Origin of the sequence: Caballeronia choica (genome assembly GCF_001544535.1) — a bacterium.
Classification (GTDB): Bacteria; Pseudomonadota; Gammaproteobacteria; order Burkholderiales; family Burkholderiaceae; genus Caballeronia; species Caballeronia choica.
The window spans coordinates 62446-88386 of record NZ_FCON02000006.1 but is presented as its reverse complement, the minus strand read 5'-3'; the positions used below and the strand labels follow the sequence as shown (position 1 = coordinate 88386).

Annotated in this window: 20 protein-coding genes and 1 pseudogene; 12 read left to right on the top strand and 9 right to left on the bottom strand. The window is 60.4% G+C overall.

Going from position 1 to position 25941, the window contains the following annotated elements; genetic code table 11:
• Nucleotides 1-11: 11 nt before the first annotated feature.
• Nucleotides 12-758 (bottom strand): GntR family transcriptional regulator, encoded by a 747-nt coding sequence (locus tag AWB68_RS04320; protein WP_327381868.1) that lies wholly within the window; start codon nucleotides 756-758, stop codon nucleotides 12-14.
• Between the two features lie 147 nt (nucleotides 759-905).
• Here AWB68_RS04320 and AWB68_RS04315 point away from each other — a divergent pair, with 147 nt between their 5' ends.
• The 8 genes from AWB68_RS04315 (at nucleotide 906) to AWB68_RS04280 (ending at nucleotide 9852) form a co-directional block, all read left to right on the top strand.
• Nucleotides 906-1757 (top strand): fumarylacetoacetate hydrolase family protein, encoded by an 852-nt coding sequence (locus AWB68_RS04315; RefSeq protein ID WP_087643122.1) that lies wholly within the window; start codon nucleotides 906-908, stop codon nucleotides 1755-1757.
• Nucleotides 1758-1786: 29 nt separating this feature from the next.
• Nucleotides 1787-3592 carry an FAD-dependent oxidoreductase gene (locus AWB68_RS04310; protein WP_087643121.1) on the top strand — a complete coding sequence of 602 codons (1806 nt, stop codon included), beginning with the start codon at nucleotides 1787-1789 and terminating at the stop codon, nucleotides 3590-3592.
• A gap of 3 nt (nucleotides 3593-3595) precedes the next feature.
• Complete coding sequence (locus tag AWB68_RS04305; protein WP_087643120.1) at nucleotides 3596-4546, top strand: VOC family protein; 951 nt, start codon at nucleotides 3596-3598, stop codon at nucleotides 4544-4546.
• On the top strand, nucleotides 4543-5466 hold the full coding sequence (gene kce / locus AWB68_RS04300) for a 3,5-dioxohexanoate:acetyl-CoA acetone transferase (protein WP_087643119.1): 924 nt from the start codon (nucleotides 4543-4545) through the stop codon (nucleotides 5464-5466). The genes AWB68_RS04305 and kce overlap by 4 nt, the downstream gene beginning before the upstream one ends.
• Nucleotides 5467-5696: 230 nt before the next feature.
• A complete protein-coding gene (locus AWB68_RS04295) occupies nucleotides 5697-7409 on the top strand; it encodes an FAD-dependent oxidoreductase (RefSeq protein WP_087643118.1) in 1713 nt (570 codons plus the stop codon).
• Nucleotides 7410-7512: 103 nt separating this feature from the next.
• Nucleotides 7513-7962 (top strand): nuclear transport factor 2 family protein, encoded by a 450-nt coding sequence (locus tag AWB68_RS04290; RefSeq protein ID WP_087643117.1) that lies wholly within the window; start codon nucleotides 7513-7515, stop codon nucleotides 7960-7962.
• 53 nt (nucleotides 7963-8015) lie between these two features.
• Entirely contained in the window at nucleotides 8016-8750 is a 735-nt protein-coding gene (locus AWB68_RS04285; protein ID WP_087643116.1) for an SDR family NAD(P)-dependent oxidoreductase, read from the top strand.
• Between the two features lie 85 nt (nucleotides 8751-8835).
• Nucleotides 8836-9852, top strand: a complete 1017-nt coding sequence (locus AWB68_RS04280; RefSeq protein ID WP_087643115.1) for an NADP-dependent oxidoreductase — start codon at nucleotides 8836-8838, stop codon at nucleotides 9850-9852.
• A gap of 139 nt (nucleotides 9853-9991) precedes the next feature.
• Here AWB68_RS04280 and AWB68_RS04275 read toward each other — a convergent pair whose 3' ends face one another.
• Entirely contained in the window at nucleotides 9992-10348 is a 357-nt protein-coding gene (locus AWB68_RS04275) for a BON domain-containing protein (RefSeq protein WP_160109964.1), read from the bottom strand.
• Between the two features lie 264 nt (nucleotides 10349-10612).
• A complete protein-coding gene (locus AWB68_RS04270; protein ID WP_160109963.1) occupies nucleotides 10613-11695 on the bottom strand; it encodes a porin in 1083 nt (360 codons plus the stop codon).
• A gap of 1230 nt (nucleotides 11696-12925) precedes the next feature.
• Between AWB68_RS04270 and AWB68_RS04260 the strand changes: the two are divergent.
• Nucleotides 12926-14109: pseudogene (locus AWB68_RS04260) on the top strand (tyrosine-type recombinase/integrase).
• A gap of 307 nt (nucleotides 14110-14416) precedes the next feature.
• Here the strand turns inward: AWB68_RS04260 and tam are convergent.
• Complete coding sequence (tam, locus tag AWB68_RS04255) at nucleotides 14417-15193, bottom strand: trans-aconitate 2-methyltransferase (RefSeq protein ID WP_087643111.1); 777 nt, start codon at nucleotides 15191-15193, stop codon at nucleotides 14417-14419.
• A gap of 136 nt (nucleotides 15194-15329) precedes the next feature.
• On the opposite strand from tam, the gene AWB68_RS04250 reads away from it, so the two are divergent.
• The gene (locus tag AWB68_RS04250; RefSeq protein ID WP_087643110.1) at nucleotides 15330-16226 is read left to right on the top strand and encodes a LysR family transcriptional regulator; all 897 of its coding nucleotides are present in this window, start codon (nucleotides 15330-15332) and stop codon (nucleotides 16224-16226) included.
• Between the two features lie 520 nt (nucleotides 16227-16746).
• On the opposite strand, the gene AWB68_RS04245 is transcribed toward AWB68_RS04250, so the two are convergent.
• The 5 genes from AWB68_RS04245 to AWB68_RS04225 form a co-directional block, all read right to left on the bottom strand.
• A complete protein-coding gene (locus tag AWB68_RS04245) occupies nucleotides 16747-18303 on the bottom strand; it encodes a DHA2 family efflux MFS transporter permease subunit (RefSeq protein WP_087643109.1) in 1557 nt (518 codons plus the stop codon).
• A gap of 36 nt (nucleotides 18304-18339) precedes the next feature.
• Complete coding sequence (locus AWB68_RS04240; protein WP_087643108.1) at nucleotides 18340-19500, bottom strand: HlyD family secretion protein; 1161 nt, start codon at nucleotides 19498-19500, stop codon at nucleotides 18340-18342.
• Between the two features lie 60 nt (nucleotides 19501-19560).
• Nucleotides 19561-21087 carry an efflux transporter outer membrane subunit gene (locus AWB68_RS04235; RefSeq protein WP_374729550.1) on the bottom strand — a complete coding sequence of 509 codons (1527 nt, stop codon included), beginning with the start codon at nucleotides 21085-21087 and terminating at the stop codon, nucleotides 19561-19563.
• Nucleotides 21088-21203: 116 nt separating this feature from the next.
• Complete coding sequence (locus tag AWB68_RS04230; RefSeq protein ID WP_087643107.1) at nucleotides 21204-21635, bottom strand: MarR family winged helix-turn-helix transcriptional regulator; 432 nt, start codon at nucleotides 21633-21635, stop codon at nucleotides 21204-21206.
• Between the two features lie 97 nt (nucleotides 21636-21732).
• Nucleotides 21733-22641, bottom strand: coding sequence for a LysR family transcriptional regulator (locus AWB68_RS04225; RefSeq protein WP_087643106.1), 909 nt, complete (start codon nucleotides 22639-22641; stop codon nucleotides 21733-21735).
• 1741 nt (nucleotides 22642-24382) lie between these two features.
• On the opposite strand from AWB68_RS04225, the gene AWB68_RS04220 reads away from it, so the two are divergent.
• Nucleotides 24383-25000, top strand: a complete 618-nt coding sequence (locus AWB68_RS04220) for a TetR/AcrR family transcriptional regulator (protein WP_087643105.1) — start codon at nucleotides 24383-24385, stop codon at nucleotides 24998-25000.
• Between the two features lie 166 nt (nucleotides 25001-25166).
• Complete coding sequence (locus tag AWB68_RS04215) at nucleotides 25167-25784, top strand: TetR/AcrR family transcriptional regulator (RefSeq protein ID WP_160109962.1); 618 nt, start codon at nucleotides 25167-25169, stop codon at nucleotides 25782-25784.
• The last annotated feature ends 157 nt before the right edge of the window (nucleotides 25785-25941 follow it).

Sequence of the window (25941 nt, the reverse complement as noted above, 5' to 3'; positions counted from 1 at the left end):
AGCTCGCAGCATCACGCAGATGACCGTACCTGGGCGCGACCGCGCACTGCACCATCGTTCTTTCCGGCCTTTCCGTGAGCGATGTCCTCGAGCACCAACTCAGTCGTCGCGGCAAAATGCTTCGTCAACAGTTCGCACGCGCGCTCAGCGTCACGCGCAAGCACCGCCCTTACGATCGCCTCGTGCTCTCCCGCAACGTCGCGCGAAGCCGCATGCGGGTTATGGATCGACTGATGCCGGTAGCGGGTCGTCTGGATGCGCAACGTCGCCGCAAAGTGCTTAAGCCACTTCGATCGACACCCCGCCAGCAAGGTTTCATGGAACTTGTCGTGCGCGCGTTCCCACACCGGGTTTACCCGGTCCGGATCCTTAAGGATCGACGGCAGGCTATTGACCTGGTGATAGGCCGCCAGCAACGCTCCCTCCCATTCGAGGTTTCCACTCTCGATGGCGTCACGCAGTGCATCGCATTCGATGCGCTGACGTACGGCCGTGATGTCTTCCAGGTCAGCGCGAGAAACTTTCGTCACACGAAAACCGCGTTGATCCTCAGCTTCGACAAAACCGCTCATCGCCAGCCGTGACAGCGCCTCCCTGATCGGGATCACGCCCGCTTGATAGCGGTCCGCCAGCTCACGGATCTTAAGCTTCGAGCCAGGCGGCAGTACGCCCGCGACGATGTCCTCGAGGATCGCTTCGCTCAACACTGAGGCCATCGAGCGGGAAGTTGCGCCTGGCGTGTCGTACGTATCGTCCACAAAGTCCTCCCGTTTTGACGAATTATAGGCGAAGCAAAGTTTATATTCAATATCAGGGTTAACATGCAAAGACAGAAATATATATTTTTTCTACATTTGCATCACTGGCGTTTGACGACGAACGTCCTCTGGAACCATGGAGATGTGATGCGATACGTACATTTTTCGCCCGACGGGCAACAACGACTGCTCGGCGTCCTGCAGGGCCCGACGATCACTTCTTTGGGCGATTTTTCGCTCGAAGCGTTGCTCGCGGCCGGCACGGACTTGACCGCATTTGCAAACGCGAGCATCGGGGCCGGCACGAAGTACCCGGTCGACTCGGTGACCTGGCTGCCTCCTCTCACCCGTCCGGGCAAGATCATCTGCGTGGGCCTGAACTACGCAGACCACACGAAAGAAAGCAAGTTCGAGCCGCAAACCTACCCAACCTTTTTCCCCCGCTTCGACAGCAGCCTGATCGGACATCTGGCGCCGATGATCCGTCCGCTCGTGTCCGACTCGCTGGACTTCGAAGGTGAATTGGCGGTCATTCTCGGGCGCGGCGGCCGCCACATTTCCCGGGCGCACGCGTTGGATTGCGTTGCAGGATACTCGATCTTCAACGATGGCTCGGTTCGCGAGTACCAATTCAAGGCACCGCAGTGGACCATCGGAAAGAATTTTGATGGCACAGGCGCTTTCGGACCGACTTTCGTCACTGCGGACGAGTTGCCCGCCGGCGGAGCGGGATTGAAGTTGGAGACCCGGTTAAACGGAAAGGTCGTGCAGACGGCCAACACCAGCGACCTGGTGTTCGACGTCGCAAGTCTCATCGCCATCATCAGCGAGGCGATTACCCTCGCACCGGGCGATGTCATCGTCAGCGGCACGCCGGCCGGTGTCGGTTGGGCGCGAGATCCGAAGCTGATCATGCGTCACGGCGATGTTTGCGAAGTCGAGATCGAAGGGCTTGGCGTACTGAAAAATATCGTGCAAGACGAGCAGCCGACGAACTGACCGGCCGGCATCCAGGAATCGGAGGAACTATGAGACAAATTCGCGTACCGGTATTGGTTGTTGGTGCCGGCCCCGCAGGACTGACGACCGCCGCACTGCTGGCTAAATACGGAGTCGAAGTTCTCGCCATTACGCGGTACCCGGGCACCGCTCATTCGCCGCGCGCTCACATCACAAATCAACGAACCATCGAAGTGTTTCGCGACCTGGGCATTGAAGAGCGCGTGCGCGGGATCGCCACCTCGAACCAGTTGATGACAAACAATGTCTGGGCTACGAGTTTCACTGGCACCGAACTCGGCCGCCTTCAAACCTGGGGCACGGGTGAAAAGCGAAAGGCCGACTACGAGATGGCCAGCCCGTCCGAAATGTGCAATGCGCCCCAGCATTTGCTGGAGCCCGTCATACTGACGGCCGCGCGGGAATTCGGGGCCCAGGTCCTGTTCAACACCGAACTGGTGTCGATTCGTCAGACTGAGGAGGCGGTGTTTTCCCGTCTTGTCGATCGCGTGACGGGGGAAGAAATCGAGGTGATTTCCGACTACGCGGTCGGCGCCGACGGTGCGCAAAGCGTGGTGGTCAAGGATCTCGGCTTTGAGCTCGAAGGCGAGATGGGTCTTGGATGCGCGCTGAACTGCTGGCTCGAAGTAGATCTGAGCCAATACTGCGCGCACCGTCCGGGCGTGCTGTACTGGATGTATCAGCCCGGCCGCGACTACTGGGTCGGAAGCGGGGTTTGGATCAGTGTGCGGCCGTGGAACGAATGGGTGATGGTGTCGATGTATAACCCCGACGAGGGCGAACCCGACCTGAGCGACGAAGCGGTTATCGCCCGCGCTCGCGCCACGATCGGCGACCCCGATATCCCGGTACGAGTGAAGTCCGTATCGAAGTGGACGATCAACCGGATGTATGCGCGCAGCATGGTGAAAGGACGCGTCGCGATCGCGGGTGACGCTGCGCACCGCCACCCCCCGGCAAACGGTCTCGGGTCGAATACGTCGGTTCAAGACGCTTTCAATCTGGCATGGAAGCTCGCGTTGATCGTCAAGGGACAGGCCGCGCCTTCGTTGTTGCAGACCTACTCCGACGAGCGGCAACCGGTTGCGGAGCAGGTCGTGACGCGGGCAATCAAGTCTGTGGGAGAGATGCTTCCGATTTCGCAAGCCTTGGGTTTTAGCGATGGCCAAAGCGTGCAAGACGGACAGGCCGCATTGACCGAGCTCTTTTCAGATTCGGACATCGGCCGAAAACGCAGGAAGGAACTTGCGTCGGCGATCGACCTGCAGAACTACCAGTTCAATTGCCACGGTGTCGAACTGGGCCAGCGGTATACCTCATCTGCAGTCGTGCGAGATGGCGCGCGCTTCCCTGAGCCATCGCGCGACGCGGAACTTTACTATCACCCGACCACCACGCCGGGCGCGTACATCCCCCACGCATGGATTCAACAAGGCACCGATCGCCTCTCCACGCTGGATCTGGTGGGCCGCGGCTCTTTTGGCCTCTTGACCGGCGCCGGTGGACAGCCTTGGGTCGACGCACTTCAACAAGTCGGCGATGAATTCGGCGTTTCCACGAACGGTGTCGTAATCGCTCACGGCACACCCAACCTGGACGTGTATGGCCGTTGGGCCGACCTACGCGAGATCGAGGACAACGGTTGCATACTTGTGCGGCCGGACCGCTTTATCGCCTTCCGGGCAAATGAGTTGGTCGCCGACCCTGTCGGAGCCTTGCGGCGCGTTTTCGCGCAGATCCTCGGACGACAGCCGCGAGGCGCTTCCGCCCTAACCTCCCGCGCTGCGGCCCAAGCGCTTGTCGAGAGGGAGTGAACCATGTCAACGACAATCACTAGCGCGGGAGTCGCTGGCGTGCACTCAATCGATCACTTCGCACTCGAAGTTCCACAACTCGAAGAAGCGAAGGAATTCCTGACCGCTTTTGGGTTTCAAGTCGAAGAAAACAAAAGCCAGCTATTGCTTCGCGCTGCCGGAAGCGACCACGTCTGGGTGCGGATTTTCGCCGGCACGCGCAAGCGGTTGGCCTATTTATCGCTGAATTGCTTCAAAGACGATTTTTCCACGATTCGCACCCAGATCCTCGAAGCAGGCGGCCGTCCAGCCGAGCCGCGGTCCGACGCTGCGAACCGTGAAGGCTTCTGGTTCGAAGATCCGGATGGCAATCTGCTGCAGCTCAAGGTCGGACCTAAGACGTCGCCCAACTTCAAGCCGCCCCTCAATCCGGGGAACGGGTTGCCACGACTGCGCGGAGCGAACGCACGCAAGGACGCGGAGCCGATTCGCCCAATGCGTCTCTCCCACGTCCTGATGTTCACGCCGGACATCCAGCGCACAGTCAGTTTTTATGAGCGCTCGATTGGAGTGCGCCTGTCCGATGGCGCAGAGGGCATTGTCGCGTTCATGCACGCGCCGCACGGCAGCGACCACCACATGATCGCATTTGCTCAGGGATCGGCAAAGGGATGGCATCACAGCGCGTGGGACGTTCCCGACATCAATCACGTTGGACTCGGCAAGATGCAGATGCAGCGGGCCGGCTACTCAAAAGGTTGGGGCGTCGGCCGGCACGTGCTCGGCTCGAACTACTTTCATTACGTCCGCGACCCGTGGGGATCGTACTGGGAGTATTCGGCCGACATCGACTTCGTCGCACCCGGCGGTCGGTGGCCTGGCGGAAATCATCCGCCTGACGATTCGCTTTACCTGTGGGGGCCGGACGTGCCGGACTACTTCTTCGAGAACACGGAAAGCGAGGCCTCCAAGTGAACAAGGTCATCGTTACCTGCGCCATAACGGGCGCTATCCATACCCCGTCGATGTCGCCTTATCTTCCCGTTACGCCAGACGAAATCGCGCATAGCGCAATAGAAGCAGCTCAGGCCGGCGCCGCGATCGTACACTTGCACGCGCGCGATCCCAATGACGGCCGCCCCTCACAGGACCCTGAGCTTTTCCGCCGCTTTGTGCCCGCCATCAAGGAGGCGTCGGACGTTGTCATCAACATCACCACCGGTGGCGCACCGACGATGACGGTCGAGGAGCGGTTGCAGCCCGCGCTTCAACTGCGACCTGAACTGGCGTCACTCAACATGGGATCGATGAACTTCGGGCTGTACGAAATGCTCGGGCGGTTCAAGACGTTCAAACACGACTGGGAACGCCCCTATCTCGAAGGAAGCGACGATCGCATATTCAAGAACACGTTCAAGGATATTGCCTACATCCTGCAGTCGTGCAGCGAGAACGATACTCGCTTCGAGATCGAGTGCTATGACGTTGGTCATCTCTATACGGCCGCGCACTTTCTTGACCGTGCACTCGTCAAGCCGCCCCTTCTTATTCAGTCAGTGTTCGGGCTGCGCGGCGGCATTGGCGCACATATGGAAGATCTGATGCACATGCGTCGCACGGCGGACCGGTTGTTTGGCAAGGATTACGTCTGGTCCGTGCTCGGAGCCGGGCGCAGCCAGATGCCTTTCGCGGCTATTTCTGCCTCCGTCGGCGGAAACGTGCGGGTGGGACTCGAAGACTCGTTGTGGGATGGCCCCGGCAAGCTCGCACCGGACAATGCTACCCAGGTACGGCGCGTTCGCAGCATCATCGAAGCGCTTTCGCTTGGAGTCGCGACTCCGGATGAAGCACGCGCGCTCTTGAATCTCAAAGGGCGGGAAAACGTCGGATTCTAAAGCGAGGGCGGAAAGCCCTTTGCGTTGACGTGGCCGTCGCGCCGTTGCTCTACGGATTCGCATCCTTACGACAAGAGACCGAAAAAGCGTGGTGTTGCCGATGCATTTCATTTAGTACTACGACTTACGATTACATGTTCGCGTTGCTTTGAACATTTCTGCCTGGCACAACCGTGGCGTACGCGTTTCGACAGCGCGAGGCGTCGATGACGTAAACAAGGAGGAAGACAATGCAGAATGCAAAACAATGGGCGCTCCGCGAGAATGCTGCTCCCGCGTCAATTGAGCGGCTGGATCGCGATTCAATTGAAGCGTTCGACGCCGTATTCGATGTCGTTGTTGTCGGGGCTGGCGGCGGAGGGTTCCCCGCTGCGCTTTTTTCTCGATGGCTTGGGAATTCGGTCGCGCTCGTCGAGAAGGCAGCGACCGTCGGTGGCACCGCCAGGAAAGCTGCCTTCTGGTACTGGGTACCGAACAATCGACCTATGCGCGAGGCAGGAATCGAAGACCGAAAAGAGGACTGCCTGCGATATATGGCACGCCTCGCGCGCCCCGAACACTACGATCCCACGGATCCGCATCTCGGACTCGAGACCTGGGAATTCGAAGCCTTCAGTGCAATCTACGACAGTGCGTCTCCCGCGGCCGAATTGCTTCACGAGCGCGGCGCGCTGGAGTATCGGCATTTGCCCGGTGTCACGGACTATTGGGCCGAGCTGCCGGAAAACACCGCGCCCCAAGGCCGCGTGCTGGTGCCTGCGAATGCTTGTGAATCCATGTCCGACGGCGGAAAGGTCGCAATTCATTCCATGCACGCCGCCGCCCAACGCGACGGCGTAGACGTTCGTACAGGTCTCAGGGTACAGCGTGTCATTCTCAACAAGGCCAACGAAGTGGCCGGCATCGAAGCGACCGATGTTGAAGGCAACAACGTCCGCCTCGGCGCCCGAAAAGCGGTCATCTTCGCGACCGGCGGCTTCACACACAATAAAGATCTGCGAAGGAATTTCCTGCACGCACCGTTGTTCGGTGGTTGTGCCGCGCGCTCGAACGAAGGTGATTTCATCCACATCGCGAGTCCATTGCGCACGCAGTTGCGCAATATGAACTACGCCTGGATGTGCCCTGTGTCGCTCGATCGCGTGGTCGCCGGTGCCGACGATTTCACCGGCACGTTCTCTGTCGGCGGCGACTCGATGCTTTGGGTGAACAAGCACGGCAAGCGCGTAGTCAACGAGAAGCTCGCCTACAACGAGTTGGCCCAAAGGTTCTTCGAATGGGACGCACAGCGTGCCGAGTACCCTAACCTGGTTCTTGTCTCCGTTTGGGATCAGCGCAGCCAGGACCATAGCGCGAGCACGGAGTACGGACGCCTGATCCGCCCCGACTCTGCCCAGCAGGGGTATGAGATCAGCGGCGATACGCTGGAAGAGCTGGCTGACGCGGTCGCGGAGCGCCTCAAGAAGTTTGAGCATCTCACGGGTCATCTCCGGCTTGCCGACGATTTCCTGAACAATCTGCGCGACACCATTCTCCGCTTCAACACATTCGCCCGTGCGGGCGTCGACGGCGATTTCGGTCGTGGCGATCGACTTGTCGAGCAGATGTTCAATGGGCTGGTCCATGACGAACCCGCCTCGGAAAACGCGACGATGTTCCCGCTTTCGGATAGTGGACCCTACTACGCGGCATTGGTGACGGGCGGCACGCTGGATACCAAAGGCGGCCCGCTAAGTAACAGTCACGGTCAGGTTCTCGACGATACGGGCGCACCGATACCCGGCCTGTACGGCGTCGGCAACTGCGTAGCCTCCGCGTCCGCGCGCGCGTACTGGGCGGGTGGCGGAACACTGGGGCCGATCCTCGCCTTTGCACATCGCGCCGCGAACGCCGCACACCTCGAACCGAACAAGACCACCTCGATCGAAACAGCCTCCGCTTAGCTTCCCAAATGACGCGGACCGCGCCCCTGCGTCCGCTTTCGAGAACCCGTCGCGCCGACGTGATAGACGCCGGCGTCGACGTCCCTTTGTCATGGAGACAACGATGCAGATTCAACCGATGACCGACGAACAACGTAAAGCGATCGCGCTTGAGTACTTCAAACGGGTGGACCGCGGTGAGGACATTCTCGATCTATTCGACGAGCACGCGGAAGTGTATTTTCCGAAGTGGGGAATCGCGCGCGGAAAAGGACAAATCGCGAACCTGTTTGGAGACCTCATGGGCATCATTGCCGAGATCGCCCATGACATTACCTACGCGAACGTGGTACAGCAAGGCGACACTGTCGTGGTCGAAGCGGCCTCGCGTGGCAAATTGAAAAGCGGCCAGTCGTGGCGAGCTGGCACTTCGCACGCCGGTCGCTGGTGTGACGTCTTCGAGATCCGCGATTTCAAGATTCAGCGCTGCTTTGTCTACCTCGATCCCGATTACGCAGGAGACGACACAGAGCGGTATCCGTGGCTCAGGAATGCCCCGACTGACCGGTATTGAACTATCTCCGCTCTCGAGCAGGGCATACACTTCTATTAATCGGAGACTCCAAAATGGCGAGATTCGAAGGCAAGACAGTCGTGATCACGGGTTCGGCGCGCGGTCAGGGCGCTGCGGAAGCGCAGCGCTTCTTCGAGGAGGGTGCCAACGTTGTGTTGAACGACGTGCTGTCAGAGGAAGGAGAGGCGCTCGCCGCGAAGATGGGCAAACGAGCCATCTATGTCGCACACGACGTGACCCGCGAGGACTCCTGGCGTACGCTGTTCATCGAAGTCGAGCGCGCGTTCGGCCGATGCGATGTGCTGGTCAATAACGCGGGGATCTACGCGCCCGCTACGATCGCCGATACGACGCCCGAGCTGGCGGAAAAGACCTTTCGGGTCAACCAGTTGGGCACGCTGCTTGGCATGAAGCACGCCATCGAGCCGATGAAAAGGAGCGGCGGTGGTTCGATCGTGAACATTTCGTCAAGCGCCGGGCTCCGAGGTTTTGCCAATGCAATTGCCTACGGGGCCACCAAGTGGGCGGTACGAGGCATGACCAAGGTTGCGGCTGCAGAGCTGGCTCCTTATCGCATTCGCGTAAATTCGGTGCATCCCGGGTTCATCGCCACTGAAATGCTCAGGGCGAACAGTGAAGAGACGAATCGGTTCGGTGCAGATGCGGCACCGTTAAAGCGGCACGGCACCGCCGAAGAAGTTGCCGCTCTCGTTTGTTTCCTTGCCAGCGATGAAAGCGCCTTCATTACCGGCGCGGAAGTCGCAGTCGACGGAGGCTGGGCGATCTGATCGCCCTTTTTTGAAGCAAGAAGGCCGGCGCGCATCGCCTGGATGCTCGCTGGCCTTTCTTCGTAATCTTTAGAAGGACGTGTGCATGGCCTCAAACGTCAACCGCCAAGTGCTCTTGAAGTCACGCCCAGAGGGCATCCCCGAGAGCGAGCATTTCCACATAGTCGAAGGCGTCGTGCCCACGCCGGTCGGAAACCAGGTGCTTGTGCGCAATCTATATCTGTCTGTCGAGCCGGCGATGCGCGGCTGGGTCAGTGCTGTGAAGAATTATGCTGAACCGGTGCCCATCGACGGCGTCATGCGTTCGTTCGCCGTCGCGTGCGTAGAGGTGTCGTGCCATCCCGACTATCGAGTGGGCGACATCGTCACCGGCCTCTTCGGCTGGCAGGAATTCGCTGCGGTGGACGCAGAAGCAATCCAACGCAAAGTGAGCGACGCCGATCTTCCGCCTTCGACCGCGCTAGGCGTGCTCGGCCTGAACGGCATAACAGCGCACTATGGCTTGCTTGAAGTCGGCCAGCCCAGGCCCGGGGAAACGGTGGTCGTCTCTACGGCTGCCGGATCCGTGGGTTCTTGCGTTGGACAAATCGCAAAACTCAAAGGATGCCGCACGGTCGGCATAGCAGGCGGTCCAGAAAAGACACAGCTATGCACGGAATATTTTGGATTTGAGGCAGCCGTTGATTACAAGGCAACAGACTTCTCGCAACAGCTCGCCGCGGCCTGCGCGGGTGGCGTGGACGTCTACTTCGACAACACAGCCGGCCCTATCAGCGATGCCGTCTACGAGCACCTGAACATCGGAGCACGAATCGTGGTCTGCGGAACAGCGTCCGTCGCGAACTGGGATCCTCCGCCACATGGACCACGCGTTGAACGGCACCTGCTCCTCAAGCGGGCTCGCGTCGAGGGATTCGTCGTCCTCGATCACCCAGAGTACGAGGTCATCGCACTCAAGGACCTGGCGGATTGGGTACGCGCGGGCAATTTGCGTTACCTTGAGGACGTGCTCGACGGTATCGAACAAGCGCCGGGTGCGATCGCCGGCCTCTACCGCGGAGACAACCGCGGAAAGCGCTTGATCCGGCTCACCCCAGCGTGAGGCTATAGTCGCACTACGGCACTTGAGATCGTATGCCTGACTTTGACATACAACTGGCGCGGTCTGGCCAAGCCAAGCGACGCGGACCCGGATCGGACGTAGCACCACGAGCCCGCTGAAATTGACGCGCAGATTCCGATCATCGCTCCAAGGCGTAGACGCTAAGTCGATTGTCGAGCGCTCCGACTCCGGGGACGGCTTTCGCGACCTCGCTGGCACGTGCAACCTGACTACTCTCCGGGACCGATCCGGACAAAGTCACCATCCCGCCCTTCGCGTAGACGAAGACCTTGGTCAAATCAATTCCTCTGGCTTTCACGAGCGCAGAACGCACGGCCTTCGCCAACGCACGATTGCTGGATCTCACTGCCTTCGCGTCCGGCGTGCTGCTGGCGGATGATCCGGCAACAGCACTGATCTCAACGTTCTGCGCGAGTGCCGGCGTGATTGCCATGACGAGCCCAAGAGCGGCTCCGATACGACGGGCTTGTTGCATTGCATTTTTCCTTATATTGAAGACTGGAAGGTTCATCGATGAAAAGGTGGCCGGACGAGCGCCATCATTTGCAATATCGACGCATGACCCAGGTCAATTTCTACGCCTGTCGGGCCTCAGCGCGGGCTTGCGCACGAATCCGGAACCACCGTGTTGAAGCATTGAATGAAGCAGCGATGCAGACATCGCGACCTTCCGACGCGTTATGCGCTCCTTGGTGACGGACCTCGGGCTGATTCCCTGGCGCGACGCGTGGGGGCGAGCTTAGAATGAGTGCCTCAGTCCAATCTGAACACCAGCCTGGCTGCTTGCGCCAGGCGCGATATGGTATGCCGCGGACGCGCCGTTGTAAGAATCGAAGTTGAGCGCAGAATTCCGGGAGTAGCCCAGTACCATATAAAGATCGGTGCGCTTCGACAGCAAGTAGTCTCCAATAGCCATGACCTGCTGCGGGCTGCTCGGTTTGGTCACCACCCCACCCTCTCCCGTCGCGCTGCGGATATGGTCGTAGTAGTATGCGACCGTCAGTATCGTATCCGCAGCGAATAGATAGCGGACTCCCGCCCACCAAAGGTCGTCGCGCGCAACGAAACCGGCGACCGGATCGTTCTTTCCGAAACGATACCCAGCCATCAACTTGAGGGCTGCGGTCGAGTACGTCACGCCGAGTGCCGCCTTTTCGAAGCGTGCATAAGCACTTCCGATGCCGCTTGAGCTGTGGAAATCGTCATAGGCGGCGCTAAGCGTTACCGTCCCGTTGTCATACATGACAGCCGATCCGTATCCGGAGCCATTGGAAAATTCGCCAGCGACATTACTGAACGAGTAGTGGCCGATAATCGTGACGGGGCCAAATGCATTCTTATACTTGACAACGTTGCTCGACCAAAGGTTAGCGCCTGCCTCCGCCACTATCGGCTCATAGGTCCCGGAAAGATCGGTCGGAGAAGAGGGGTAAAGAGCGTCCAACAGCGAGGTGTATTGTCTCCCGAGCCGAAGCGATCCGAATGATGACGACGACAAGCCAACCCAGGCGGCACGACCGAAAAAGTTCTGACTGAGCGCACCATTCGACACAAGAAAACCACTTTCGAGCTGGAACTCCGCCTTCACTCCACCGCCGAGATCCTCGTTGCCCGTTAAGCCCCAGCGAGAGCCACCCGACCGGCCACCATCCGCCATCGACCAGCGGTTCCCTGTTGCCGTCGGGTTTGCCGCGGTGGTCGGCCAATGATTCGTGAACTCGATCGCGGTATCGAGGATACCGTAAAGCGTCACGTTCGATTCCGCGTGTGCACCAGTTACGAACATCCCTGCTGCCAGTCCCATCAGCATCTGCTTCTTCATCAATACCCCCTCCATTGGAAAACTTGCTAACAGACCGCCAGATGTTGGGGCGATATGCTTGTTCGGTGACACGCTGCCTATCGGGTAATGTCGGATTGATTCGTTATACGAATTTATTGAGCCGGTTGACGAGTATTCGTCGACACCAAAATCTCGACGCAATGTCGTGATCTCTGTTTTATGAAATGCGTGATGGTGCGTCGACTTGACGCGCGCACCCCGCCAGACATGAGTTCAATCTCCGGCGCGTTCGCGGGCGTCCTTCGCGGGATCTGGCATCCTTCCGAGCAACATGCAGGTCATCCAATAGGATTGCTAAATGTGTGGATTTTCCAGGCTCGTTCGGCCAACACATAGACATCGAGCGCGACGCCCCGGCCCGAAACGTCGTACCAATCGCTTGCTAGGCCCTCCCGTTTGTCCAATTATAGGAAGGTGACTTTATATTCAATATTGGGGTTAACATGCAAAATTGGAAATATATATTTTTAGTTGTTTTATATCCTATGAAGAAATGGCCAATCCGCCGATGGCCCCGCGGGGATGCCGACGGGAAACCCACGTGGTATGTGCTGCCTTGCGGTTTCAGGGGCTTTCTTCGTGGCGCCCCTTTGGTAATTGCGTTCACTGCTTCGCGACGACGGCCTGTCGTCCAACTCCGCGTCGAGCCGGTGTGCACCCGCCAAGCGTCACCGTACCGTGTTTCAGGTACATCTCGATCCGGCAGGCCGCGTACCGGAAGACGGCTTCAATCGCATTCAGTTCCCGTGCACGGAAATGGCACTGTTCGAGATAAGGATGCAGTGGCGCCGGAACTTTCGGGAAATGGATTGCACGCATTCGAACGGCGCGATGCGCGCGGCGCGCGGATATGCCAGAACAAGCGCTGGCGAGTCGCCCCGCTCCTGAGCCGCTCGGAAAAGAATTTCGCCACCCTCTTTCCACGAGACCCGATCACTCACCGCGACGTCGACCATCCTCAACGGGTGGATCAACGAGCAGTCGCCACCCGCGCAAGGTTTCGGCACCGCGGAGGAAGCCCGAGCATGGTCGCGGCGCAATCCAGACTGGCGGGTTGGACATTGGGCATGTGACTTATTTGGCGGAATGTGGCAAATAACATTAGCTATTTAGAACAATATTCAACTATATAAGTACGATAATTAACATTATTCGTATAATGTCGATACAATTTGCAAATTCTGAACATGAAACGCGTCGGAGTTCGACATGCCCGCCGTTAGCCCCAGCGACCCGTCCGGTCATGCGCTCGCCCCGCTCGAACGCGCGAAGTTGCCGCCCGAACTCGACGGCCGTCATGGGCTGAACCGCGCGATCGGGGTGCGCGCGCAAATCGCCGCCGATCACGATATCGACGCGATCAAGGCGTGGCTCGCGCGCTTCGTCGAGTCCCAAAGCCACCTTCGACAGCTATCGCAAGGAAGCCGAGCGTCTGATGCTGTGGTCGACCGTCGAGTTGCGCAAGCCGCTCTCCTCGCTCACGCATGAGGATCTGCTTGGCTATCAGCACTTTCTAGCCGACCCGCAACCCGCAGCGCGCTGGGTGATGCGCGGCCGCAAAGTCGCGCGGGCAGAACCCGAGTGGCGGCCGTTCGCGGGACCGCTGTCGCCGGCCAGCCAGCGGCAGGCGTTCGTGATCCTGAATACGCTGTTTGCGTGGCTCGTCACCGCCGGCTATCTGGCGGGCAATCCGCTGTCGTTGTCACGCCAGCGGGCGCGCAAGGCGAAACCGCGGGTGGCCCGCTACCTCGAGGACGATCTGTGGCAGGCGCTCAAACACTCGGTCGAAGCGATGCCGCGCGAGACAGCGCGCGAGCAGGAGCACCACGCGCGGGTGCGCTGGCTGATCTCGTTGCTGTATCTGATGGGGCTGCGGATTTCGGAAGTCGTCACCAACCCGATGGGCGGGTTCTTCAAGCGACGCGACCGCGACGGCCAGGAGCGCTGGTGGCTCACGATCACCGGCAAGGGCAACAAGGAGCGCTTGCTGCCGGCGACCGCGGAGTTGATGGCGGAGCTGGCACGATACCGGCAGCACTACGATCTGCCGGCGCTGCCCTACCCGCACGACCCGACGCCGCTGCTGTTGCCAATCGGCGGCCTGCATCGGCCGATGACACGCGGTGATTGTGAAGCAGGCTTTTGAGAATGCGATGGATCATCTCACGTCGAGCGGCGAGCCTCGCGAGCGCGCGGCGGACCGCCTCAGACAAGCATCGGCCCACTGGCTGCGCCATACCGCCGGTTCACACATGATGGACGGCCAGGTTGACCTGCGTTACGTACGCGACAACCTCGGTCACGCATCGATCTCCACCACCAGTCAATACCTGCACGCGGACGGCGATGATCGCCATCGCGCAACCGAAACTGAGCTCAAACTGAATTGGTAAAGGCCGCACTCAACGGCCGGTCTCACGTTGCGGCGGCCGTATGATTTGCAACTCGGTGGCGCCTTTCCATCTTGCCGACATCCAGGCATCGGTCTTTGTGAGGCAGCTACGAATCACTTTTTCTGCCATTCGCCCATTCGCCCACAGGTAATCGCGGATCCCAGATCTCATCGTCAGCGAATGCGCTCACGACCCACAAGAGACAGACGAGCGGCTCGATAGCGGCCATTCACGGCAACGAATAGCCGCTCGCCTTTCATCTAGTTGTGAAACGCGCTGCTTTTTCTCCTCCCGCTGGCATCGTCGGTTACCGTGTCGCCACGATAAACAACCGAGGGAATGGCAGCAGCACCGTGCCGTCGGCCAGTGCTGGATACGCCTGCGCTACGGCATCCCGATAGCGCTCAAGGAAAGCGATTGTTTCACCCTCGTCAAGCAGTTGGAGAAATGGTCTGAGGGCGCTGCCCTTGAACCACTCGACGACCGCGTCCGCCCCACCCGGGAGGGCATGATAGTAGGCCGTGCGCCAGACATCGACCCTCGTGCAAAGGGGTTTGAGCAAAGGGTAATACCAGTCGGCGCCATATCGCTTCGTGCGCTCTACACCCTGAAGTTTGCAAGCCCAAGGCCCCGACGCAGCAGTATCGCGCAACAGGCGATGGGCCGGCTCATCTAGGTTGTCCGGCATTTGCACGGCTAGGTTCCCGCCGGGAGCGAGTTTGCTTATAAGTCGCGGAAACAGCGTCTCATGGTGGGGTACCCATTGCAGCACGGCATTCGCGAAAATCAGATCGTAGGGTCCTGCAGCGTCCCACGTCGCGATATCAGCCACATCAAATTGAAATTGCGGCAAGCGCTTGCGTGCCGCCGCGATCATGTCTGCGGAACTGTCCAGACCGCTGACCGTCGCGCCCGGCATCCGGGCCGCTAGCACTTCGGTAGAGTTTCCGGGACCGCAGCCAATGTCCACCGCAAGGTGTACCGGCGTCGCCGGCACGGCCGCTAGCAGGTCCCCGACCGGGCGGGTCCGCTCGTTCTCGAACATCACATACTGCTTCGCATACTGATCTTTCACCGAATTCATCTCACGCTCCTTTATTCGCCAAAGCTCGCATCCATACCCACAATCCACGGGAGAATTCCATATCGACCCGATCATTTTGTGTGCCGTCGAGGTTGGAGTAAAATTAATTTATTTATTCGATTGATTCATTTTTCTTATGAAGATCGACACCCTCGGTGTGCAAGCCTTTATCGCCATTGCTGATCGAGGTAGCTTTCAAAGCGCCGCTGATGCATTGCACGTGACCCAAACTGCGATCACGCAACGTTTGCGCAAGCTCGAAGACTTTCTCGGCGTGACGCTGATCGAGCGCACGACACGTTCAATCACCCTCACGGAAATTGGGCGGGACTTCCTCCCGCAGGCGCGGCGACTGCTCGGCGAACTGGCCGACGCCTTGGTCGAAATCCGCGAAACCGGTATCGCCCGGCGTGGCGACGTCTCGATTGCGTGCGTTCCGACCGTGGGCGTGCAGTACCTGCCCCGAATCATGCAGGCGTACTCTGCGCGCTATCCGCACAATCGCATCAAGATTCTCGATCACGCCTCGTCCGCCGTCGTGGAGGCGGTGCTGCGCCGTGAGGTCGAGTTTGGTATCAATATCGCTGGCGAACATCACGCTGATCTGGTCAGCGCGCCGTTGACCCAGGATCGGTACGTATTGATATGCCATGAGGATCATCCTTTGGCAAACCGGCGACGCATTGCTTGGAAGCAGTTGCAACCCTATCCGCTGATCTTTGCCGGCGAGATGAGTGGCAACCGCGCGTTGCTCGATCTTGCGCTGGAGACGAGCGGTCTCTCGTTGCGTTCATTCTACGAAGTGCAGCGCAGTTCGACAGCCGTGGGACTGGTTGCACAAGGCGTGGGCGCTGCCGTGGTTCCGCAGTTGGCTATCCAGAAGGGCGCCTATCCCACCGTTCGTACCATCGAACTCACCAATCCAGACGTGTCGCGAACTCTTGTCCTTGTTGCACGCAAGACTGCTCACCTGTCACCGGCGGCACAGGCGCTTTACGACATGATCCAGGAGCAGGCCACACTCAAAGCTTGAAAAGCGATTGGCTCCGGCCCCTCACACTTTCTATGCGATAGTTGGAAATCGTTCACGCAATCTGGGCCCCTTATCCGACTGACCGCTTGTGGCCGATGGCCGCTTGTCGATTATTGATTCGTCGCCTCAGCCGCAGGCGACGTGGTTGATTCGCGGTTATTTGTGCGCTCGACCCAGACCCAAGACTCCTCGCGCCAAGCGCACGAATGAACAATGAGCCCAGCAGATAAAAGTCGCGCTGATCACCCATTGTGGTCCATGCGGTCCATCCCTCATGGATTTCACCAGGATTACGTCGCCACAGGGGACGACGACTGGGCGGCATTGGAGTTCACGATGTTGGCGCTCATCGACGCATCATGCCTCCACTTACCACCGCACGCGCTGCTGCCACGCGTTGCCGATGAAAACATCGACGGATCGAAAGGCATTTCGCGAACCCTGGCGATGATCCCGCAGTCGTGGCTGCCAACCGCTCACTTCATTCCACCGCGCCGAAGGAAAAATCACACCGCATCCCTCAATGCGCGCTCGCGGCCGCATCGCTCGCGCCCCCGGCCTTGCCTGGCTTCGTAATCCATATCAGCGGAATGATGAGGATCATGATGATCGCTGCTCCATAGAACACGTCGTTCAGTCCCAGCATGGCCGCCTGCGTCTGCACCGTATGATCGAACAGCGCATACGATGCATCCCTGCTCACGCCCAGAACGGAATGGTAGGTGTTCAACTGCGCGTTGAAGATCGGGTTGGTCGGGCTCGACTGCTGCGTCAGGATTTCATGGTGCAGGATCGTCCGGTTGTTCCACACGACGCCTGCCAGCGACGTGCCGATGCCGCCAAAAAACACGCGTCCGAAGGTGGACAGGCCGGCAGCGGCGGGCACTTTTTCGGGCGGCTGCCCCGACAGGATGATCACGGTCAGCGGCGCGAAGAACAATGCCATCGGAATGCCCTGCAGCAGAGTCGGCAGGATGATGTAGCCCTCGCTGAGATCGGTAAAGAAGAACGTGCGCATGAAGTACACGGCCGCAAAGCCGATGAAGGCGAAGGTGCCGATGATGCGCGCGTCGGAACGCGGCAGGATCTTGCCCATGATCGGCGCACCGATCACCGCGAAAATGCCCAGCGGCGCCGTTGCAAGCCCCGCATCGACCGCCCGGTAACCCAGATACTCCTGCATCCACTGCGGAAGCAGCACCAGTGTTCCAAAGAAGATGGCATACGCGACGGCAATGGAGATCGTGCCGCCGAGGAAGTTGCGCTGCTTGAACAGCGTGAGATCGACGATCGGGTTCTTGTCCGTCAATTCCCAGACGATGAACAACGCGAGTCCCACGGCGGCAACGATGGTCAGGACGATGATCGTGTTCGAAGAAAACCAGTCGAGATCCTTGCCCTTGTCGAGCATTACCTGGAGCGACGCGACCCAGACGATCAACAGCAGCAGCCCGACAAAATCGACGGGAAGCTTCCGCGTCGGCGTGTCGCGATGGCGATACAGAAGCCAGACCATCGTGGCGGCGAACAGCCCGACCGGGATGTTGATATAGAAGATCCACGACCAGCTATAGCTGTCCGTCACCCAGCCGCCGAGTGCCGGGCCCACGATCGGTCCGGTGACCACGATCATCGAGAATAGCGCGAGCGCCAGCGAGGACTTCGCCTTCGGCCAGGAGCTGAGCAGAAGGGCCTGCGACATCGGAATCAGCGGTCCGGCCATGGCGCCTTGCAACACGCGCGCGAGCAGCAGGGTCGGCAACGACGGCGCGATGCCGCACAGCCACGAGGCCAGCGTGAACAGCAAGATCGAACCGACGAACAGGCGGACCTGGCCCAGCCGCTGCGTCAACCAGCCGGTCAAGGGGATCGCCACGGAGTTGGCGGCGGCGAAGACCGTGATGACCCACGTGCCTTCATCGACGGATACGCCGAGGTTGCCCGAGATGGTCGGAATCGCGACATTGGCGATCGACGAGTCGAGCACGGTCATGAAGCCCGCGAGGCCCACGCAGAGCGAGCCTAGCGCGAGTGTCGCTCCCGTGAGTGGGGGATGATTCGTTTGTTGAGTGGTCATTGGTGAGATTCCGGCGAGGGTGTCGGGCAGATACGGTCATTCGTTCGCGGCGACAATGCGCGCGATCGCGGCATCCGCTTCGTCGCCGTAGCGGGCGAAGACGTCGGTCTTGTAGGTCGCGGCGGTCCAGTTCTGCGGCTGGTCGCCGGAGGTGTTCTTGACGTCGACATCCACGTTCATCGAGAGGCCCACGCGCAACGGATGTCTTTCCAACTCCGCAGGCGGAATCTCGATGCGCACCGGAAGCCGTTGCACCACCTTGATCCAGTTGCCGGTCGCGTTCTGCGCGGGTAACAGCGCCAGCGCCGATCCGGTGCCCGGCGTGAAACCCACCACCTTGCCGTGATAAACGACGCGCGAGCCGTAGACGTCGGCGATCAGCTCGACGGGTTGGCCCACACGGATCTGGCGAAGCTGCCACTCCTTGAAGTTCGCATCGACCCAGACCTGCTCGAGCGGCACCACGGACATCAGCGCCGTGCCGGGCGACACGCGCTGCCCGACCTGAACCGTGCGCTGCGCGACATAGCCGGTTACTGGCGCCGGCAAGGTCGTGCGCGCGTAGGCGAGGTAGGCGTCACGCACGCGAGCGGCGCTCGCCTGCACGTCCGGATGCTGCTCGACCGTCGTGTTGGCCGTCAGTGCACGATTGGCGCCGAGTTGCTGCTGGGCAGCGTCGAGCGCAGCCTGCGCCGACCGGACGGCATCGCGGGCATGCGCGATTTCCTCGTCGGACACGGCGCCTGTCATGCCGGTGGAAAGCCGGCGCCGCAAGTCGTCCTGGGCTTTAGCGAGATCGGTCCGGCGTTGCGCGACTTCCGCCCGATATTTGTCGTCGTTGACGTAGAGGCCGTGAATCTGGCGCACGGTCTGCCCGAGGTTGGCTTCTGCCTGCTGCAGGACGATCCTTGCATCGGCGGGGTCGATCTGCACGACCGGCTCGCCCTTCTTCACAATATGCGAGTTGTCCGCCTGTACCGCGATCACGGTACCGGTGACCTGCGGCGTGATCTGCACGACGTTGCCGTTGACGTAGGCGTCGTCGGTATCCACGTGAAAGCGGGCGTCGAGGAAATAGTAGAGACCGTATCCGGCGCCCGCCAGCGCGAGCACGGCGACGAGCAGCGCGAGCAGCAGCGTGCGTCTGGACGACTTCTTGACCGGCGCATCGGCCGATGATGACTGAGGTGTGTTCATCGATAACTCCAACGAGGATTGAGGATTGCCGTTCTGCGTCGACGCGTGACGGCAGATGGGTCATTCAGCGTGTGGTGCAGTGCCGTCGGATGGCGCGGGAATCGGCGTCTGCGCGTTCGTCGCAAGGCCGGCGCGGGACGCTTCGAAGCCGCCGCCCAGCGCCTTGATCAGGCCGATCTGCGTGTTGCGACGGTCCATCTCGAGATTGACGACGGCCGTTTCGGCCGCGAGCCGGTTGTCGTCCGCGTTCAGCACCTGCAGTTGCTGGTTCAGACCGGACTTGTAGCGAACCAGGGCCAGTTGATAGGCCTTCGTCTGCGCATCCAGCGCCTGCTGTGCGTCGACGAGTTGTCGGTCGGCCGAATGGATCTGCGAGACTTGCGTGGCGACGTCGGACAAGGCGTTGATCAACGTCTGGTTGTACGTTGCGACGTCGTAATCGAAATCCGCATAGCGGCCCTTCAACTGGGCGCGCAGCGCGCCGGCATCGAAGATCGGAAGATGGATCGCGGGGGCCAGTTGAAGCTGACGGCTGCCGGCGGTGAGGAACCGTCCCCAGCCGAACGCGTCCAGTCCCGCCGCCGCCGACAGATTGACGTCCGGGAAGAACTCGGCCTTCGCTTCCTTCACGTCGTGGGTGGCGGCATCCACCTGCCAGTAGGCCGCGACGATGTCCGGGCGACGCGACAACAGGTCGGCGGGCAGGTTGTCGGGAAGCGCGACGCTGGCGCCTTCGCCGAGCGACGGCTTGGCGATCGAGAGGCCGCGATCCGGGCCGCCGCCGAGCAGCGCACCCAGTTGATAGCGCACGGTCGTGATTTGCCCGTCGAGGTCGCTGACGCTGGAGCGGCTCGTCGCGGTTTCGCCGTAGGCGGTCTGCCGTTCGACGTTGGTGTCGAGTCCCGCGCTCACGCGCCCATCCGTGATGTGCCCGATGTCCTCGCGATTCTTCACCTCGCGAGCCTGGATATCGCGCAACGCATAGAGCTGCGCGAGACGGTTGTAGGCGCTCGCAACCGATGCGGCCAGCGAGATGCGCACCTGTTCGGCCTCGGCGTCGGCCACCTTCTCCTGCGAGACGGCCTGACGCAGCCGCTCCCGGTTCTTGCCCCACAGGTCGAGGTCCCACGACGCGCTGGCGAGCACGGTGTTCTCGCTCTGCCAGGTGCCGGCGAAGGGCGGCGGAACGATGCCGTTCTCCGTGTAACGCTGACGCGTCCAGGCGTAGCTGCCCGTAACATTCGGATAGAGCGCCGATTTCGAGCTGCCGACATACGACGAGGCCTTCTCGATGCGGGCGCGCGCCTGCTCGATGGTCGGATTGCCCTTCAACGCCTCGTCGATCAGCGCGGGGAGTTGCGGGTCGCCGAACTGCGTGGCCCAGTCCATCGCGGGCCACTGTCCGCCTTCGGCCGGCAGACTCTCTTTCGTCTCGAACTGCGCGGGAGGCGCGATCTGCTGGTCGCTGCCGATGCCGGCGTAGTTGACGCATCCGGCGAGGCCGATCGCCACCGCTGCCGCGGCAATCGAGGCCACCCATACGCTCACGCGCGATCCGGGGCGGGAGTGATTGATCATGGTTTCCATTTCCTTTTTGGCACGTCTGAGTAATGAGACTTTCCAACGGCAAAGTGCATATGCACACAATGATGTCCATGCGGTCGTGCATCAATTCGCTCGATGCATGAGTGCGTTGCTTGTGATTACCTTTCGAACGGGTCGGTCGTCATGCGAAACAGCTCGCCGCGAAGACGTGCCGCCTCTTGCCGTCCAAAACTGTGTTCGAAGCTGGCCTGCGCGGCTGCCCAATGAGCGGCGGCCTGGTCGAGCCTCGTCGATCCTTGTTCGGTCAGCACGACGCGCAGCCGTTTGTTCTGCCCTTCCACGGGCGCGGCCACGAAGCCGCGCCGCAGTAGAGGCTTGAGCGCGCGCACGAGCGTCGTTCTGTCCATCACCAGCGTCCGGGACAGATCGGCCATCGTCAGGCCCGGGCGCCGGCTCAGCGTCCTCAGAATGCTGAATTGCGTGGGCGTGATGCCGGCCTCGGACAGATGCCGTTCGTAAAGCTTCGAGATGTGTCGAGCGGCCTGACGCAGGGCGAAGCAGTCGTCGTTGCGAAGATCATCGGAGTGCATATGCACATATTAATGCGACGTCCGGCGCGAAGCGATGCGGGCGGCGTCATCAGTTTGTTGTCGTTTCGCGCACCAATTGGCCGGGGAACCGTTCTTCTCAGCGAGAGGTCGGTGACTGCGCGAAAAAGACGGCCGCATGGTCGATGAACGCGCGCACCTTGGCGGGCAGCAATATCCGGTTGCTGTAGGCGAGCCAGATTTCGATGCTGTCGTCGACGAGCTCGAAATCGGCGAGCAGGCGCACCAGCTTTCCCGAGGCCAGGTCGTTGTCCACGAGATCCTTCGGCACGACGCCGATTCCGAAACCCTGCAATACCATCTCGCGGTTGAAGATGGGACTGTTCGACGAAACTTCGAAACGAAGCGGAACGCTCAGCTCGTCCGCGCCATTCCTGAAGCTGATGCCGGGCCGGCGAATCGATGGCGACATCGGCACGAACAGATGATCGGCCAGTTGCGACGGGTCTAGCGGTGTCGACGACGCCTGCAGATATCCCGGCGTCGCGACGATGACAACGGGAACGCGTTCGAGCAGACGCACCACGGTCGTTTCGCTCGTCACCATGTACGGAACGATGATGCCGATGTCGAACCCGTCGGCCACGAGATCGACGGGCCGTTCGGTCAGGGTCACGTCAAGCGCGACTTTCGGATGGTCGCGCTTGAACCTGGCGATCAGGGGCACCAGGCGGTTGATCGCCGCCGTCGTGTGGGCGACGAGCCGCAGCACACCGCCCGGTTCGCGGGTCTGACTCGCCACGTCCGCCTCGAGCGCATCAAGATCATCGAGAATGCGCACGCAGCCTTCATAGAATCGCTCGGCCGCTTCCGTGAGCGAGATCTGCCGCGTGGTCCGGTTCAACAGACGGCAGCCCACCCGCTCTTCCAGCGCCGCTATCGCCCGCGACACTGCTGGCCGCGACAGTCCATGAATCTCAGCGGCCCGGGTGAAGCTTTTCGATTCGACCACCGAGCGGAAAACGCGCAGGCTTTCGATATATTCCATGGCGGGATCTCGTTTCTGACTCGCTGCCATCCTGGGCGTTTCCCGCCACATCGTTCCTGTTACCGGCTTTCGCGACAAGAACTGAGACAAACAGGTCGAGATTAGAAGGCAAACGCAACCAGGTACGAAACGGCTCGGACCGGATTTGCGGCAATGCGAGTATGTCTGAGGCGAGCCCCTCCAACTCCAGCTTGACAAGATACGGGAGACTGCCCTCGTTGGCGAAATCCTCACCATCCATTGCCGTCCGACTCACGCCCGCCCGGATGAACCGGTCGACGCCCCATTGCTTTAACTTTGGCCAAGCCCAACCAGCCACGGTCTTCACCCAAACTGGTAAACCGATTGGCATTCCCATACCTATTAGCTGACCGGCCCGTTAGACCACCACCGGCCTTTAGCATCCAGCCTCGCGACTCAGTGGGCGACATCTGTTTGTTGCGAATGGAACGATTGGAGCACCGGTCAGGGATTGGGTCAAGGACGCTCTGGATACGCCCGATTCTCGCAGTGGTTTTGCTCAAGCTGCGCGGCAAACCACAGCGCATGAAGCACGCGTCGCCGTCTATAAAACTAAGTGCAATCACTTTCACCTGAATAACGCCGATGCACGGCGTTGACCTCGACCGTCCACGTGGTCGAAAGGCAGATCGGCTTTTCCACAGACGCGTTGTCGGCCTTTGCAGTCGTTCATCGCTTGGGGGCGGGTATGGCCGTTCAACCCGCCATACCGGCCCTTCAAACCGCAGCCGCGTCGAACAGTTGCCCCTTCGCGAACTTCGGCAAAAAGACCTCTCCATGGGTTCACGATGTGAGTCACCTGCGTCGAGCGATGAAACAAGCGGTGCCGGCTCTACGGAATTAGCGGTCAAGCGACTTGTGGGCTTGTGGCGGATCATGGACCGCACCAAATAGCGCGTCAGGGCCAATCGGCTTGCGCAGAATAGTGGCATTTCCGATCCGATCGAGCGCGGGCATGTCAGCGTAACCGCCTACGAAGATGATTGGCAAGGTGGGCGCTTTGCGCGGGCGAGGCGCGCTACTTCGTGAATGCACCTCACCACAACCCCAGACCTTTTGCCCGCCAAGGCGGTTGGCCAATCACGAATCAGCCACTCTGCCCGAGCCTCATGTTAGACAGTCGGTCGTACATGTCCACAAGACCATCCGCCCCACGCGGAACAAGCTCGTGTACTCTGTGCCGGACGTTAGTACTCCGGCATTTGCGACTCAAGAACTCCGCCTTCGAGTTGTCGTGTGTCGATAGAATGACTTGTTAGCCAAGAACATTCACCAACGGACGGAGCAGATCCATGAAGGCACTCGCGTAGATTAAATCGTGAGGGAGGCAAGCGCCTCAGCTACATGTGCCTCTACTTCCTGCAGGGAGTTGCGAGCAGCCGCGGCGAGATCGCCTCCCGCGTCGCTCGCCTAGCGCAGCTTTTCCCATTCTGTGATCGCGGCGCGCAGGCCACTCGTCACACCGAGCCCAGTCTTTATTTTTCAAATACCATATGGTATTCTACAATCAGGATGGTTTCGTTTCCCAAATCAGAGACCAGATATTGTTTTTGTCTGGACGAGAAGACGTACTAGCGACGGGGCAAGCCACCCTGCGATCGATCAAGATCCCGCACGGGACCAGAGCGCAAGATGCCTGCGCCCGCGCGAGTCAGTCGGCCGCCCCCGCTCTTCGGGAACAAGTTAAATATCGATCCTGGTCCTTACTTGGGAGGAAACAATGGGGCAGCAGGAGTCCGCGCGACTCGTCCGCCTTACTCGAGCCGAACGACATGCGCTCACGCGCCAACGCCTTCTCGACGCTGCGAAGTCGGTCTTCGTGCGAGTGGGCTATGGGGGCGCATCCATCGAGTTGATCGCAGCCGAAGCCGGCTATTCCCGAGGCGCCGTCTACGCGAGCTTTCTTAACAAAGAGGCTTTGTTCATCGAACTGCTGCGCCTGTGCATGGAGCGCGAGACAGCGGAGCTGGAAAAGATCGCCAGCTTGGAGCCGGCTCGAATCGTCGGCGCGCTGGCAGATTGGCTCAAAACGACGCACGCGGACGTTGGCTTCACGCAACTGCTCGTCGAGCTTCAGCTCCACGCGTGGCGAAGCCCCGAGTTCGCCGCGCGCTACAACGCGCTGCGCGAAGGCTTTACCCAAACGCTGGGGAAGATCCTCCAAACCTATTTCAACGCGTGCGGCAGGCAGCGTGCGATCGACGCGCTGGACATGGCCGGCTGCATGACAGCCCTGTCGCTCTGCCACGGCCTCCAGCAGCATGCCAGTAAACCTGACTCGCCCGACAAGTCGGGCAGATTCATCGATGAAATGCTGCGGGCCCTGATCCACGCGTAGTCGACCATAATCCGCGCTCGGCGCGGACGATATTCCTCGGGAACTCAAGACGCTCAGCGCGATGCCGAGGCGTCGTGCATGGCGGGACGACACTGAACGCAACTGTGGCATTACCGGCGGGGAGCATCTAGAATACCGAGCACACTTTGAAATGCAGGAGTATTCCGTGGTCCAGACCGGATCCGCACGCCCTATCCGCCTATCTCGCGCCGAGCAACAAGCGGCCACCCGAGAGAGCCTTCTCAGAGGCGCCGAGACCGTCTTTGCGCGGCTGGGCTACGGCGGCGCATCCATCGAGCTGATCGCGGCCGAGGCGTGCTATTCCAAAGGGGCCGTCTTCTCGAATTTCGCATCCAAGGAGGCGCTGTTTCTCGAACTGCTGCGCGTCTACATGGATCGCGACCTGGCCGAGCTTGAGAAAATCGTCAGCCTCGCACCCGCGCAACTCTTCGACGCGCTTTCAAACTGGCTCCAGACGATGCATGCGGACGCCCACTGCCCGCAACTGGTGGTGGAACTTCAGCTTCACGCGCGGCGAAGCCCCGAGTTCGCCGGGAAGTATTACGCGCTGCAAGAGCGCCATACCCGCACGCTGGCCATGATTCTCGAAACCTACTTCAAGGCGCACTCGAAGGCCATTCCGATCGACGCGCTGGACCTGGCAAGCTGTCTGACGGCGCTGGCTCATGGCATTAGCCTGCAAAATCCGGTCGGGAAGCCGGGCACCTCCGACGAGGCAGGACGAATCATCGACGAGCTTCTGGGTGTCTTGATCCAACGGTAATTGCCTACCACGCAACTCCAGACGGGCGCGTGAGAAAACGCGCATTATCGTGGGCCGTCAGTGAACCGACCCTAGCCTGCATCCCTGGATACCTGTTGCAACTGAGCCGCAAGCCTCCGATCCCGGGCAATCGGAGGCGTCACGATCTCCTCTCTAC